The sequence below is a fragment of the Stenotrophomonas sp. OVS01A genome (assembly GCF_019969775.1).
Lineage (GTDB): Bacteria > Pseudomonadota > Gammaproteobacteria > Xanthomonadales > Xanthomonadaceae > Stenotrophomonas > Stenotrophomonas indicatrix.
On record NZ_JAHXYV010000001.1, the window covers coordinates 1,079,643 to 1,093,280 of the forward strand.

Consider the following 13,638-nt stretch of genomic DNA (forward strand, 5'->3'; position numbering starts at 1 on the left):
GCATGGTAGTGCCGGCCGCTGGCCGGCAACTGCACGGTGCTTCCTGCGCTCATGAGGTTGCCGGCCAGCGGCCGGCACTACCGACGTGCGTGCTTGGTCGATGGGGTCAGAGCCCTTTGCCTTTGGCAAAGGGATCCGACCCCGTCTGTGCCGGTGGGCGAGGGGGCGTGAATCGGGGACAATAGCGTCCCCGCCGCCCCACGCCCGCACCCGATGACCGACTCCGCCCCCCAGCTTCCTGCCCGCATCCTCGATGGCCGCCGTATCGCCGAGGACCTGCTCGACAGCCTGAAGGTGCGGGTCGACGCCCGTGTCGCCGCCGGTGGCAGCCGCCCCGGCCTGGCCGTGGTGCTGGTGGGGGGCGACCCGGCCTCGACCGTGTACGTGCGCAACAAGCGCCGCGCGGCCGAGAAGGTCGGCATCGAGGCCTATGACTACGATCTGCCGGCCGGCACCACCGAGGCCGAGCTGCTCGACCTGATCGACCAGCTCAACGCCGACCCGAAGATCAACGGCATTTTGATCCAGCTGCCGCTGCCGGGCATTCCCGACGCGCGCCGGCTGATCCAGCGCATCGACCCGCGCAAGGACGTGGACGGCTTCCATCCGGAAAACGTCGGCCACCTGGCCCTGCGCGAGTTCGGCCTGCGCCCGTGCACCCCGCGTGGCATCACCACGTTGCTGGGCCACACCGACCAACCGGTGCGCGGCCGCAACGCCACCATCGTCGGCGTCAGCAACCACGTCGGCCGGCCGATGGGCCTGGAGCTGCTGATTGCCGGTTGCACCGTGACCAGCTGCCACAAGTTCACCCCCAAGGACGTGCTGGAACAGGCCGTGCGCAACGCCGACATCCTGGTGGTGGCGGTGGGCCGGCCGGACATCGTGCCGGGCGAGTGGGTGAAGCCGGGCGCGGTGGTGATCGACGTGGGCATCAACCGCTTGGATGACGGCCGTCTGGTGGGCGATGTCGGGTTCGAGGCCGCAGCGCAGCGGGCGAGCTGGATCACCCCGGTGCCGGGTGGCGTGGGCCCGATGACCGTGGCCACGCTGATGCAGAACACGTTGGAAGCGGCGGAAGCTGGGGTTTGACGGTAGTGCCGGCCGCTGGCCGGCAACCCGGTATGCCATCCGAAGGTTCATGAGGTTGCCGGCCAGCGGCCGGCACTACCCGCTTCGGTAGGTGCCCTGAACAGATCCCCGCCCGCGCGACACTGTGTCGCAGGATTACCTATTTCCGGTTACCAAAATTACTGTTCTTGGTCGCCAAAACAGGGTAAAATGTCGCGCTTCCCCACATCTCGGGTATGCCGATGCTGCGCATCCAGGCTGAAGCACTCACTTACGACGACGTCTCGCTCGTCCCCGCTCATTCGACCATCCTGCCCAAGGACGTCAACCTCGAAACGCGGTTGACGCGTGACCTGAAGCTCAAGCTTCCGATTCTGTCCGCCGCCATGGATACCGTCACCGAAGCACGCTTGGCCATCGCCATGGCACAGCTGGGTGGCATGGGCATCATCCACAAGAACCTGAGCGTGGAGCAGCAGGCCGCGGAAGTGGCCAAGGTCAAGAAGTTCGAGGCCGGTGTCATCCGCGACCCGATCACCGTTGGCCCGGAAACCACCATCCGCGACGTGCTGGCCCTGACCCAGGCGCACAACATCTCCGGCGTGCCGGTGGTGGGCAGCGACGGCCTGCTGGCCGGCATCGTGACCCATCGCGACATGCGCTTCGAGACCGAGCTGGACGATCCGGTCCGCCACATCATGACCAAGAAGGATCGCCTGATCACGGTCAAGGAAGGCGCCGCGTCTGATGAAGTGCTGCAGCTGCTGCACCGCAACCGCATCGAAAAGGTGCTGGTGGTCAACGATGATTTCGCCCTGCGTGGCCTGATCACCGTCAAGGACATCCAGAAGAACACCGACTTCCCGAACGCTGCCAAGGACGTCGCCACCCGCCTGCTGGTCGGCGCGGCCGTCGGCGTGGGCGGCGATACTGATCGCCGCGTGGAAGCGCTGGTGGCTGCCGGCGTGGACGTGATCGTGGTCGATACCGCGCACGGCCATTCGCAGGGCGTGCTGGACCGCGTCAGCTGGGTCAAGAAGAACTTCCCGAACGTGCAGGTCATCGGCGGCAACATCTGCACCGGTGAAGCCGCGCTGGCGCTGCTGGACAGCGGCGCGGACGCAGTGAAGGTCGGCATCGGCCCGGGCTCGATCTGCACCACCCGCGTGGTGGCAGGCGTGGGCGTGCCGCAGATCACCGCGATCGACCTGGTGGCCGAAGCGCTGCAGGACCGCATCCCGCTGATCGCCGACGGTGGCATCCGCTACTCCGGCGACATCGGCAAGGCACTGGCCGCCGGTGCGTCCACCATCATGATCGGTGGCCTGCTGGCCGGTACCGAGGAATCGCCGGGCGAAACCGAGCTGTTCCAGGGCCGTTCGTACAAGAGCTACCGCGGCATGGGCTCGCTGGCCGCGATGGAGAAGGGGTCCAAGGACCGCTACTTCCAGGACGCCGCCACCGCCGACAAGCTGGTGCCCGAAGGCATTGAAGGCCGCGTGCCGTACCGCGGCCCGGTGGGCGGCATCATCCACCAGCTGATGGGCGGCCTGCGCGCCACCATGGGCTACGTGGGTTGCGCCACCGTCGAGGACATGCGCAGCAAGCCCAAGTTCGTGAAGATCAGCGGCGCCGGCCAGCGCGAGAGCCACGTCCACGACGTGACGATCACCAAAGAGCCGCCGAACTACCGCTCCTGATGCGGGACGAGCAAAGAGGAACGAGGAAGCTGATTCCCGTTCCTCTTTCTCCATCTGCCGCTGAAAAATCTGACGTTTTCGTTTTCCCTACTGCATTGCCGGGGCGCCATGACCAACATCCATAACGACAAGATCCTCATCCTCGATTTCGGCGCGCAGTACACGCAGCTGATTGCCCGCCGCATCCGCGAGCTGGGCGTCTACTGCGAAATCTGGGCGTGGGACCACAACCCGGCCGAGATCGCCGGCTTCGGCGCCAAGGGCATCATTCTGTCTGGTGGCCCGGAATCGACCACGCTGCCGGGCGCGCCCGCCGCGCCGCAGGAAGTGTTCGACAGCGGCCTGCCGATCTTCGGCATCTGCTACGGCATGCAGACCCTGGCCGCGCAGCTGGGCGGTGCCACCGAAGCGGCTGACCAGCGCGAATTCGGCCACGCCGAAGTGAACGTCATCAACCCGGATGCGCTGTTCAAGGGCCTGAGCGACCACGGCGGCGAGCCGAAGTTGAATGTCTGGATGAGCCACGGCGACCACGTCTCCGTTGCGCCGCCGGGCTTCACCATCACCGCCACCACCGACCGCATTCCGGTGGCCGCCATGGCCAACGAAGAGAAGCGCTGGTACGGCGTGCAGTTCCACCCGGAAGTGACCCACACCCTGCAGGGCCAGGCGCTGTTGCGCCGCTTCGTGGTGGACGTGTGCGGCTGCCAGACCCTGTGGACCGCCGCCAACATCATCGACGACCAGATCGCCCGCGTGCGCGAACAGGTGGGCGATGACGAAGTGATCCTGGGCCTGTCCGGCGGCGTCGATTCGTCCGTCGTGGCCGCACTGCTGCACAAGGCCATCGGCGAGAAGCTGACCTGCGTGTTCGTGGATACCGGCCTGCTGCGCTGGCAGGAGGGCGACCAGGTGATGGCGATGTTTGCCGAGCACATGGGCGTGAAGGTCGTGCGCGTGAATGCCGCCGACCGTTACTTCAGCGCGCTGGAAGGCGTGAGCGACCCGGAAGCCAAGCGCAAGATCATCGGCAACCTGTTCGTTGAGATCTTCGACGAAGAGTCGAACAAGCTGAAGAACGCCAAGTGGCTGGCGCAGGGCACCATCTACCCGGACGTGATCGAGTCGGCCGGCAGCAAGACCGGCAAGGCACATGTGATCAAGAGCCACCACAACGTGGGCGGCCTGCCGGAGCACATGAAGCTGGGCCTGGTGGAGCCGCTGCGCGAGTTGTTCAAGGACGAAGTGCGCCGCCTGGGCGTCGAGCTGGGCCTGCCACGCAGCATGGTCTACCGCCATCCGTTCCCGGGCCCGGGCCTGGGTGTGCGCATTCTGGGCGAAGTGAAGCGTGAGTACGCCGAATTGCTGGCCAAGGCCGATGCGATCTTCATCGACGAGCTGCGCAAGGCCGACCTGTACGACAAGACCAGCCAGGCGTTTGCCGTGTTCCTGCCGGTGAAGTCGGTGGGCGTGGTGGGCGACGCGCGCGCTTATGAGTGGGTGATTGCGCTAAGGGCGGTGGAGACGATCGACTTCATGACCGCGCATTGGGCGCATCTGCCGTATGAGTTCCTGGGTACGGTGAGCAACCGGATCATCAATGAGTTGCGGGGGGTGTCGCGGGTTGTCTATGACATCTCGGGGAAGCCGCCGGCGACCATTGAGTGGGAATGATCCTGCTGGTTGATAGAGCTGAATGAAAAGAGCGCTTCGGCGCTCTTTTCATTTCTGGACGCACGCTTTGTCGTCTCGTCTTATCGAGTCGGCACAGGGATGCTGCCGTTCAAGGCTGGAATCCTTGAAAACACCTCAGCCATAAAATCCATGAACACGATAGCCCGCGTGGGAAGCAGCCTATTGGCGACGTAGACCATCTGCACGGGGACAGGGGGAGCCGTATGGTTGCTGAGAATGAACTGCAATCTGCCGCTGTTCAATCCGTCCTGAAAGAGCCACGCAGGTCCATGTGCCACACCCAGGCCCGCCGCAACCGCTGCACTCACGGCGTCGGGCGAGTTGACCCTGAGCCTGCCGCTGATCGGAATTTCCGCATCCCGGAATCGCCAGGTCGCCCCGGACGACAGCAAGGTGTAGATGATGCAATCGTGGTCGCGTAGATCATCCGGGGTCTGCGGAACTCCACGTTTGGCCAAGTAGTCCTTGCTGGCGACGAAGACCCGCTCATACCATCCAAGAGGCCGCGCGCGCAGGGCGCTGTCCTCCAGCTGTCCTATGCGGATCGCGAGTTCGGTGCCCTCATTGACCAGGTCTACGTATCGATCGTTGAGTTGGAGATCCAGGTTCAATTGAGGGTAGCGCTCCAGAAAGGCCGGCACATGCGGCAGCACAAACGCATGTGCGAGAGCTGTCGGACAGGCTACGCGCAAGAGCCCTGATGGGTCGACGTTGCTCCTGAAGGACGATTCGGATTCATCCACCGCATCCAGGATGCGCCGGATGTCCGCGTAGTAGCGTTCGCCCTCCGGCGTCAAGGACAACTTCCGCGTAGACCGGTGGAGCAAGCGCGCCTGCAGATGATCCTCCAGAGCTGCTACATAGCGGCTCACGTTGGGTTGCCCCAACCCTAGATCCCGCCCTGCTGCCGAAAAGCTCCCGGTTTCCACAGCACGCGCAAAGCATGTCATCAAAAGAAATCGGTCCACGGCGCCGCCTCTATTCATGCCTGATCTGCATGAATTATATGCGAACAGACAGTCTTATCTGCTGTGAGGCATGAGCGCATATTTCTCCATGTCGACCACGGTGGTCGTCATTCACCGGAGAATTCAAATGGCGCGCTTGCAAGGTAAACGTACTCTCATCACTGGCGGCACCAGTGGCATTGGGCTGGAAACGGCAAAGCAGTTCCTGGCGGAGGGCGCTCGCGTGATCGTAACGGGCGTCAACCCCGATTCGATTGCAAGGGCCCAGGCCGAACTGGGCCCGGAAGTGCCGGTGCTGCGCGCCGACTCGGCCAGCGTTGCTGCACAAAAGGAGCTGGCACAAGCCATCAAGGAACACTACGGCCAACTCGACGTTGCCTTCCTCAATGCCGGCGTATCCGTCTGGCGGCCCATTGAGGAATGGACGGAAGACATGTTCGACCGCATTTTCGACATCAACGTCAAAGGGCCGTACTTCCTGATGCAGGCGCTTTTGCCGGTCTTCGCAAATCCTGCTTCCGTCGTGTTGACCACTTCCGTCAGCGCGCATGCAGGCGCAGATCGCTCGTCGGTGTATGCCGCAACGAAGGCCGCATTGCTGAACATGTCGAAGACGCTCTCGACCGAACTGCTGGGCCGCGGCATCCGTGTCAACGCAGTGAGCCCTGGCCCCGTCGAGACTCCGCTTTACGACAAGGCCGGTATTCCGGAAGCTTATCGCGAGCAGGTTAACAAAGCGATCGCGGCAACCATTCCGCTTGGCCGTTTCGGTACCTCCGACGAGGTGGCCAAAGCAGTGCTGTATCTGGCATCGGACGAGTCGCGCTGGACGGTCGGCTCTGAAATCGTCCTGGACGGCGGCCGTCTGCTGAACGGCTAAGCGCGCGGGATCATGGGTTCAAGAGGGGAGGGCAGGCGATTTCGAAGGTCTCAGTGAAGTGAGGATAGGAGGAAGACCGCTGCGCTTGTCTGCGCTGTCCTGGAAGGTGATTGACGATGGTGTTGCCAGAGTCGTCGCCCTGCAAATCTCTCCATCTGCCGCACCAGACAAAGCTCTTGTCGGATGACGGTAAAAGCGACGGTAATGGCCCATGTCGATCATCGAAAATCCCTTAACCACGCGGGCTTGCGAGACCTGTTGATGATGGAGTGGGAATGAGTTGAAAGAACGAGGGCGCCGAGAGGCGCCCTTGTTGTGAAAGTGTGACCCGCTCACCCTTAGGGAAATAATAATTCGAGACGCACAAGTGCGATTTGCGAAGGGGCTATGGGTCAGTGCGGTGGATGTTTCGCAAAATGTTCTCGCTCAGAATACCTGCGTTTTTTACAGTGGATGCCTCTCGAAGTAATCCTAGCTCAGTGAGTCGAAGTCGAACCGCCGCTTTCGAAACTTTGAAGTGATGTGATATAGCGGAGCAAATGATTAGGAATGAATCTATGTTGCATTTCTGATCATCAAGATAGAGAAGGCCAAATCCCCTATCTCTTATTTGGCGCTTACTCGTCTGTTTCCTTACCTCTGCGATTAATGCACGTCTAGGCAAAAGTAGGCAGGCGGCGAAGTAGTTTGCTTGCCACTCAAGACGGGCTATGGCGGAGATGGTAACTCCGCTGGGTTGGTCGATGGCGGTATCTGAGACTCTTAGCTTCTCACGCTTCATAAATCTGCCATGGTCTAAGTAGATGTGACCAAGCTCATGGGCGAGCGTAAATCGCCTCCTTGCGTCAGTTCCAGATTGGGCGTCATCAATTTGAATCTTCAGCGGGTCAAACGAAAGTTCTGCCAAGACGCCTTGAGGCAGGGTGGCCGAGTGTACGATGAGTCCTCGTTCGTCCTGAAGGCTGAGGCAAAGATCTTCTAGAAGGTATTCGGGTTGGCTTCGCGTCGCCTTCAATATGCAAGACCGGGCAGTGGCCTCGATTAACTCGGACGACAAGAAGGGAATCCAGGTCTCGTTACTTTCTTGTTGGTATAAATGTGGGTCGATATTTAGTGTCGCCGCCAATTCCGGGAAATCAAGGATCATTTCGTAAGTTAGGTCGAACAATGAATTTGTTCGCTCTTCTCCGAGTGCGCAATGATAATCAAAGTAGCGACTCACATATGCGTCGGAAGTGAGTGCTTCCGAGTCGGCGGTTGAATGGAAGAACGACTTCTGAGTCCGAAGTTCCGAAGGCGCTCTGCGGAGTATCCATTCTAGGTCTCTGTCTGGAAAATATCTTGCCACTCCCATTCGCTTTGAGCGAGCAAAGGAGAGCGCGCCTTCTTGGAAAGAGTTTGAACTTACAATTACAGCCTTTGTACCTGCGGCTCCAACTTGCTCGACCTTCTGAAAGAATTCTTCTAGGTCGCTGACCGGTACCTTGTGCGAGTAATTCTTGCATTCATAAACTAAAAGAATTGACCATTCCGATGCCCCTGGCATCCAGAATTCCAATGAAACATCAAAGATGATGTCTGATTCGCGATCCTTCGAGTAATACCCCTTCTTCTGGAAGACTCTGCAGCAGGATTGGTCAATTCCAAATTTACCAGCGGCAACATCTTGGGTCAGTTGATGGTAGACCGCATCCTCCAGTGCATTTCCTTTCTGGACGGAGGTCTGCGCTGATGGCAATATCTCGATCATGGTAGCGGGCAGGTTGTTGGCTGTCACTGGAGCTGTGGATCGTCTCATGTATTGGTCGTCAATCCAACATCCGGGCTTGCGGTGTTATAGTCGCCAAAACTGCATAAAAATTGTCCAACTAGTCTCTGAGTATGCGAATGATCCGTCGTAAACAGATGACCGAGATTGCTGTTTCTCTTCCATCGCAGGGGACATTGCTTGTACATCCAAAAGATTTGGCGATGATCGACGGATTGCCCGATGATCTCCGAGAATTGGCAGAGGAGTGTCATATCTACATTATTGGGAAGCGGCCTCGCCTGCGCTTCGTTCCTGGTTCAATCAGGGTTGGAGAAGGTCGTACTGAAGGCGTTATGGAGTATAGCGAAGGAGGTTTCTGGCTCCCAATAAAGTTCGCCATGAAAGGCGAATTGTCACTGGAGCTTGCCTACTCTCCATTTCCGCATCGCACGATTGATTTGATTCGAGAAGGAAAGGTGGTGCATACCCTGCCGGCATATCTCATGCCAAGTCTCTTCGCGTGGACTGATACGCCTGCGGTTAGGAATTTGGAAGTGGTATATGTTGGAATGGCGTATGGAGATGGCAATCGCTCTGCGAAGGATCGTCTCAAGGGGCACGCTACTTTGCAGCAGGTTCTGGCGGACATCAGTGCTGATGATCCAGAATCGGAGGCCATGATCGTTATGGTGCAATATGATGATCCGATTGCTATTTTTCAGTTCGATAACGATGGAGGTAGCTTGGATGATGCTCCAGATCGAGACCCGGTGGCTGATTTGGAAGCGATTGAGGCAGGTTTAAGTCGGCGGATAGAGATCTGCTTGGCTGAGGCTGGGTTGATTCGATACTTTCAGCCGAAGTATAACGAGAAATATAAGAACTATTTTCCGAGTTCCGCTCATTCAATCACTAGGGCGCTTTACGATATAGATATCGCTGGGTTATCTGTGGAAATAAATACAGAGGATCTGGATGTCAGGCTCTATAGCCACGTTCGTCCTCATGGTTACCATCACATAGCCACTTATGATCTGCATGATCCTAGTGAGAGGCGTAGCTTTTACGCTTTTCTAGAATCATCTTCAAGTTATAGGGCGGAGAATTTTTCAGGTCCTGTGTTCTAATTTGGTGATTTTTATCAAGTTAAGAGCGGAGGTTCGCGTGCTTCTGGCCGGGCGATGAAAGGTTCGTCCGGTCTGATAGGTATCTATATCGCTGAGTTCGGTCGAGTGTGTCCCCTCGAAGAGCAAGTCGAGAAGAATCTTAATTTATTTCGGCCTAATTTCCTGACACGCCCACTCAGCCAACCCCCGGCAAGCCAGAAACAATCCATCCACCACCCCCTCGTCCAAATGCCGTTCCGGCTCCGCTGCCACCCGGCAGCGGTCTGCCGAATGCAGCACCTCCAGCACTGTCAGCAGCCCCACCAACGCGCGCTCGGTCCTCGCCAGGCTCACACGACGGCCGGGTGACACGTCGTTCTCCGGCCAGGGCAGCCCATCAGCCCCCTCGCATCCGCGCATGCGCTTGAGAATGCCCAAGAAGGTGCTCAGGTCCGGCAGTGGGGTGTCGTCGTTGATGGGCTCAACAGCGGCGTACGAGGAGAAGGTGTCGGAATCGTTCATGGCGTCGGTTTCCTTGGCTGTGCTTAACAGCGCCACCGCGTAGGCGGGGTGGCGGACGATGCGTGGCTGCAAACCGGACGTTAGTTGTCAGTACCCGGCGGGCCCGAAGACCCCCACGCACCGCCCGCCATAAAGGCCGACGGATTACCCGCCGGCACCGGTTAAGGGCGGTGCCGACGGGTAAGCGTAAACAACTAACAATTCGGGTTTGCAGACCCGGCCACCCGTTGTCGGTGGCGCGCCATGGTGTTTACGCGGTCGCTTCGAATGCAAATTGAAATTCGCGAAGAAATCTTGCGATTCGAGAGCGAAGAACTATTGTTGCACGCACCATTCGTGCAGCACGCGACGCCACAAGACGCATTCGTGCAGATGCTCTGCTTATTGCGAATCAAAGTGGCGCAATCGCCCGTGCCGCAAGCGAATAGTGCGATGGCCTTCTTTGCAACAGTTCTTAGTCCGCATCGGGTGGCCACGCCGGCTGATCTGCCGCGTGGTCCGAAAATCGGTTCAAACCCGACACCGCAAGAAGGCATCGCATCCTTAGCCGACGCCGTCCTCAACCACCGCCGCATTCCCCACCAGCAACTCAATCATCGCCCGTGCCGCCGCCGACTGCCGCCGATGCGGCGCATAGATCACCGAGAACGGCCGCGATCTTCCCCGCAGCTGCGGCAGCACTTCCACCAGCTGCCCGCGCTGCAACCGCTCGCGCACGATGAACTCATAGCTCTGGCAGATGCCGATGCCCTGTTCGGCCAGCGACACCACGCCCAGCACATCGTCGGAGGTCTCGATGGACGAACGCGGCAGCCAGTCCACGTTGCGCCCGTCGTCGCGGAAGATCCAGGGTGCCAGCCGCCCGGTGCGTGGCATAACGAAGGGCAGGCACAGGTGCTGCTGCAGGTCGTCCAGCGTCTGCGGCGTGCCGCGGCGTTGCAGGTAGTCCGGCGCGGCCACCAGCAGCAGCCGGGCGTCTTCCAGCTTTCGCGCCACCAGCCCGCTGTCCGGCAGCTGGCCCAGGCGGATGGCCAGGTCGAAGCCTTCGGCCACCAGGTCCACGTTGCGGTTGGTGATGTTCAGTTCCACCTGCACCTGCGGGTACTGCTGCGCAAAGCGCGCCAGCACGGGCGGCAGCCGGTAGTGGCCATAGGTGGTGGGCACGCTCAGGCGCACGCGGCCGGCCAGCGCACCGTCTTGGGCCAGTACGTCGCGCTCGGCGTCGTCCAGCAGGCCGAAGGCAGTGCGCACCTGTTCCCGATAGAGCCGCCCGGCGTCGGTCAGGCCCACGCGGCGGGTGGTCCGCTGCAGCAGCTGCCGGCCCAGCCGCGCTTCCAGGCGGGTGACCGCACGGCTCAGCACCGAGGGCGTGGTGGACAGCGCCACCGCGCCGGCCGTGAACGAGCCGTGCTCGACCACCGCCAGGAACACCTCCACATCGCCCAGGTAGTCGAACTTGCGGCTCATTTGGCTCTCCGGGGAACAGATGTTTTGCGATGCGGCCAATTTATCGCCGCTGGGGCGATGAATAAAGTGGCCGCCATTCCCCGACAGGAGCTCCCCATGAACCTGAAGACCCGGCTGGCCGCAGCGCTGGCCCTGACCCTGGCCGCCAGCGGCGCGCATGCCGCCAACGTGCTGGTGGTGCTGTCCGACGAAAACCACCTGGACCTGAAGGACGGCAAGGTGCTGTCCACCGGCTTCTATCTCAACGAGCTGATGCAGCCGGTCAAGCTGCTGCTGGACGCGGGCCACGAGGTGACCTTCGCCACGCCGCAGGGGCGGGCGCCAACGGTGGATGCGTCCTCGGTGACGCCGGCGTACTTCGGCAACGATGCCGCGCAGCTGACGCTGCACAAGGATCTGCTGGAGAAACTGGCGCTGACCTCGCCGACCGCCTCGCCGGTGGTCAGCCTGGCACGCGTCGAGCAGCAGGGCTATGCGCGTTTCGATGCGGTCTACATTCCCGGTGGCCACGCGCCGATGCAGGACCTGCTGAAGAGCCCGGCGCTGGGCCGGCTGCTGGCCGACTTCCACCAGCGCAACAAGACCACCGCGCTGGTCTGCCACGGGCCGATCGCGCTGCTGTCCACGCTGCCGGATGCCGATGGCTTCGTGGCGAAGCTGGACGCGGGTGCGATGCCGGCTACGCCGAAGTGGATCTACAGCGGCTACCAGATGACGGTGATCAGCAACCAGGAAGAGGAGCAGGCCAAGCCGTTGCTGGGCGGCGGTGAGATGAAGTTCTACCCGCAGACCGCGTTGCAGCGGGCGGGGGCGAAGTTCAGCAGCAATGCCACGCCGTGGACGGGGCATGTGGCGGTGGACCGCGAGTTGATTACCGGGCAGAACCCGGCGTCGGCGCTGGAGGTGGGGCAGCGGTTGGTGGAGCGGTTGAAGTAAGGCCGGGCTACAAAGCAGGTTGCCCGCCTTGGGGGCCGAGGGGCCAGTCCCTCGGCCTGTCTATGGAGATATCAACGTGGCCGTTACAGGAGGAATCAGCCCGCCACGCGCGCTGTTCCTGACAAATCTTCTATTTCGGAAAGCGCATGACGCGTCAGTGCCCAATCGCCGGCGTGCCTGATCGCCACGCCTCCCGCCGCTGTCCAGGCATCACAGTTCTCCTTGAAATCATCGATCAGAACATCGCCCGGCTGGTGCATGAAGAGAGGCTTGTGCCTGCCGCCGAGCACAGGCAACACCAGGCAGGTTGCTGACAAGTGTTCGCGAACCCACTGTCGCTTCTGCATCGCAGCGAGCGGATAGTTCGATTTCGGACAGGCAGTGAGAATCACCGGATTCAAGTGGTGGATGCTGTGGAAGAACTCCACTGCACCGTCCATCGGCGGAAGGTCGCGGAAGAATGACGGGTGGTTGTTGATGTGCCCCCACATTTCATCGTCGGCGAGCAAGCGATGGTCCAGGCCAAACAGGGCGGGAAATGCCGCGTCGAAGTCGGCCATCACACCATCAAGATCTACATAGATTGTGCGTCTGGGTGCACTCGATCCATCTGGGTGCTGCTTCGCGAGCGGGTCCATCATCGGTATCGACTTCACATCATCTGCGTTCATTACAGAGTTCTCCTCTCAAGAGTGGGCATTCTTCTTCATCCGTTCCCCGCTAGCGGGGCAAAGTGCTTGGCGATTGCGACAAGCCTGGCAGCAGTCACGAAGCTGCCGGCGTCGGTCCAAGGCGAAAAGGGGGATGGCCTGCAACCCCCGCCAATGCGGAACGCCAGAGTGTCTTTTAAGTCCATCAGGCGCTGCTGCAGCGGGACAGTGCGCCGCGCCGTAACAACACAATACGAGCACCACCAGCCAGAATTGAAGCTGAGATGGAACTCGCATCACGGCGTCGCCCACCGGCTGATGCCGTAATCGGCACGCTTGAATTGCGGTTTATATCGCGGCGCTTCTTCAAATGCCTGCCGAGTGGCTGCTCTGGCCCCTGGCCAAGACGCGGCCCGCACCCACTGGCTCATTTTGCCAACCAAGGAGCACTCTTGCTCGCTGGTGAGTGGGTCATCGCCTTGCGCTACATAAAGGCCGGACGGTGATATACCTGTAGCGCTCGATCCAGACTCAAAAGGACGTCACTGAAATGGATGCTCAGGCTTATTCAATGTACCACGCCGACCAGCGCGACCGCCATTTGCAGGACGAGCATTTGCCGTTTGATGAGAGCATGCGCACGCTGCCTGACGGCCGCAAGCGCTGCGCTGAATCGCGCGTGCACCAGATGTTGGGGCACGTACCACGCTTGCACGGCGTCGTGCCGGAGGTGGAGGGCGAGGGCGGAGAAGTCTGTCTGCTGCAGTTGGCGTGTGATCCGGCGATTGATCTGGTCTTTGGCGACTGTGGTCAGGCCACGTTCTGGTTGAGTCGTGAGGATCTGCGCAACTGCAGGTTTGATCGCGTCGTTGGCGTGGTGGAGTCACACTGTC

General features: G+C 60.6%; 11 protein-coding genes and 1 pseudogene. 7 read left to right on the forward strand and 5 right to left on the reverse strand.

Going from position 1 to position 13,638, the window contains the following annotated elements; all coding sequences use genetic code 11:
* Positions 1-213 precede the first annotated feature (213 nt).
* The 3 genes from folD (at position 214) to guaA (ending at position 4,445) form a co-directional block, all read left to right on the forward strand.
* Positions 214-1,092: a bifunctional methylenetetrahydrofolate dehydrogenase/methenyltetrahydrofolate cyclohydrolase FolD gene (gene folD / locus LC407_RS05140; protein WP_025874985.1), complete on the forward strand. Its 879-nt coding sequence runs from the start codon at positions 214-216 to the stop codon at positions 1,090-1,092.
* A gap of 221 nt (positions 1,093-1,313) precedes the next feature.
* Positions 1,314-2,771, forward strand: a complete 1,458-nt coding sequence (gene guaB, locus LC407_RS05145; RefSeq protein WP_025874983.1) for an IMP dehydrogenase — start codon at positions 1,314-1,316, stop codon at positions 2,769-2,771.
* 108 nt (positions 2,772-2,879) lie between these two features.
* On the forward strand, positions 2,880-4,445 hold the full coding sequence (gene guaA, locus LC407_RS05150; protein ID WP_108265561.1) for a glutamine-hydrolyzing GMP synthase: 1,566 nt from the start codon (positions 2,880-2,882) through the stop codon (positions 4,443-4,445).
* Positions 4,446-4,525: 80 nt separating this feature from the next.
* Here the strand turns inward: guaA and LC407_RS05155 are convergent, their stop codons facing one another.
* Positions 4,526-5,452 carry a LysR family transcriptional regulator gene (locus tag LC407_RS05155; protein ID WP_223482291.1) on the reverse strand — a complete coding sequence of 309 codons (927 nt, stop codon included), beginning with the start codon at positions 5,450-5,452 and terminating at the stop codon, positions 4,526-4,528.
* A gap of 109 nt (positions 5,453-5,561) precedes the next feature.
* On the opposite strand from LC407_RS05155, the gene LC407_RS05160 reads away from it, so the two are divergent.
* A complete protein-coding gene (locus tag LC407_RS05160; protein ID WP_218789483.1) occupies positions 5,562-6,314 on the forward strand; it encodes an SDR family oxidoreductase in 753 nt (250 codons plus the stop codon).
* A gap of 385 nt (positions 6,315-6,699) precedes the next feature.
* On the opposite strand, the gene LC407_RS05165 is transcribed toward LC407_RS05160, so the two are convergent.
* On the reverse strand, positions 6,700-8,064 hold the full coding sequence (locus tag LC407_RS05165; protein ID WP_223482293.1) for an ImmA/IrrE family metallo-endopeptidase: 1,365 nt from the start codon (positions 8,062-8,064) through the stop codon (positions 6,700-6,702).
* A gap of 155 nt (positions 8,065-8,219) precedes the next feature.
* Between LC407_RS05165 and LC407_RS05170 the strand changes: the two genes are divergently transcribed.
* Entirely contained in the window at positions 8,220-9,191 is a 972-nt protein-coding gene (locus LC407_RS05170) for a hypothetical protein (protein WP_223482294.1), read from the forward strand.
* Between the two features lie 144 nt (positions 9,192-9,335).
* Here the strand turns inward: LC407_RS05170 and LC407_RS05175 are convergent, their stop codons facing one another.
* Together LC407_RS05175 and LC407_RS05180 are read right to left on the reverse strand one after the other, a co-directional pair.
* Positions 9,336-9,692, reverse strand: a complete 357-nt coding sequence (locus LC407_RS05175) for a hypothetical protein (protein WP_223482295.1) — start codon at positions 9,690-9,692, stop codon at positions 9,336-9,338.
* A 543-nt stretch (positions 9,693-10,235) separates the two neighbouring features.
* Positions 10,236-11,159: a LysR family transcriptional regulator gene (locus LC407_RS05180; protein WP_223482296.1), complete on the reverse strand. Its 924-nt coding sequence runs from the start codon at positions 11,157-11,159 to the stop codon at positions 10,236-10,238.
* 96 nt (positions 11,160-11,255) lie between these two features.
* Between LC407_RS05180 and LC407_RS05185 the strand changes: the two genes are divergently transcribed.
* Positions 11,256-12,095 carry a type 1 glutamine amidotransferase domain-containing protein gene (locus LC407_RS05185; protein WP_223482297.1) on the forward strand — a complete coding sequence of 280 codons (840 nt, stop codon included), beginning with the start codon at positions 11,256-11,258 and terminating at the stop codon, positions 12,093-12,095.
* A 95-nt stretch (positions 12,096-12,190) separates the two neighbouring features.
* On the opposite strand, the gene LC407_RS05190 is transcribed toward LC407_RS05185, so the two are convergent.
* Positions 12,191-12,766 (reverse strand): hypothetical protein, encoded by a 576-nt coding sequence (locus LC407_RS05190; protein WP_223482298.1) that lies wholly within the window; start codon positions 12,764-12,766, stop codon positions 12,191-12,193.
* Positions 12,767-13,316: 550 nt separating this feature from the next.
* Here LC407_RS05190 and LC407_RS20880 point away from each other — a divergent pair.
* Positions 13,317-13,604: pseudogene (locus LC407_RS20880) on the forward strand (DUF1963 domain-containing protein); the annotation flags it as partial.
* Positions 13,605-13,638 lie beyond the last annotated feature (34 nt).

What these genes read in the sequence shown, in the direction of transcription:
- guaB (WP_025874983.1), top strand. Translation starts at nt 1,314, where the DNA reads ATGCTGCGCATCCAGGCTGAAGCACTCACTTACGACGACGTCTCGCTC.
- LC407_RS05175 (WP_223482295.1), bottom strand. Translation starts at nt 9,692, where the DNA reads ATGAACGATTCCGACACCTTCTCCTCGTACGCCGCTGTTGAGCCCATC.
- LC407_RS05170 (WP_223482294.1), top strand. Translation starts at nt 8,220, where the DNA reads ATGACCGAGATTGCTGTTTCTCTTCCATCGCAGGGGACATTGCTTGTA.
- LC407_RS05185 (WP_223482297.1), top strand. Translation starts at nt 11,256, where the DNA reads ATGAACCTGAAGACCCGGCTGGCCGCAGCGCTGGCCCTGACCCTGGCC.
- LC407_RS05160 (WP_218789483.1), top strand. Translation starts at nt 5,562, where the DNA reads ATGGCGCGCTTGCAAGGTAAACGTACTCTCATCACTGGCGGCACCAGT.
- folD (WP_025874985.1), top strand. Translation starts at nt 214, where the DNA reads ATGACCGACTCCGCCCCCCAGCTTCCTGCCCGCATCCTCGATGGCCGC.
- LC407_RS05190 (WP_223482298.1), bottom strand. Translation starts at nt 12,766, where the DNA reads ATGAACGCAGATGATGTGAAGTCGATACCGATGATGGACCCGCTCGCG.
- LC407_RS05165 (WP_223482293.1), bottom strand. Translation starts at nt 8,064, where the DNA reads ATGATCGAGATATTGCCATCAGCGCAGACCTCCGTCCAGAAAGGAAAT.
- guaA (WP_108265561.1), top strand. Translation starts at nt 2,880, where the DNA reads ATGACCAACATCCATAACGACAAGATCCTCATCCTCGATTTCGGCGCG.
- LC407_RS05180 (WP_223482296.1), bottom strand. Translation starts at nt 11,159, where the DNA reads ATGAGCCGCAAGTTCGACTACCTGGGCGATGTGGAGGTGTTCCTGGCG.
- LC407_RS05155 (WP_223482291.1), bottom strand. Translation starts at nt 5,452, where the DNA reads ATGAATAGAGGCGGCGCCGTGGACCGATTTCTTTTGATGACATGCTTT.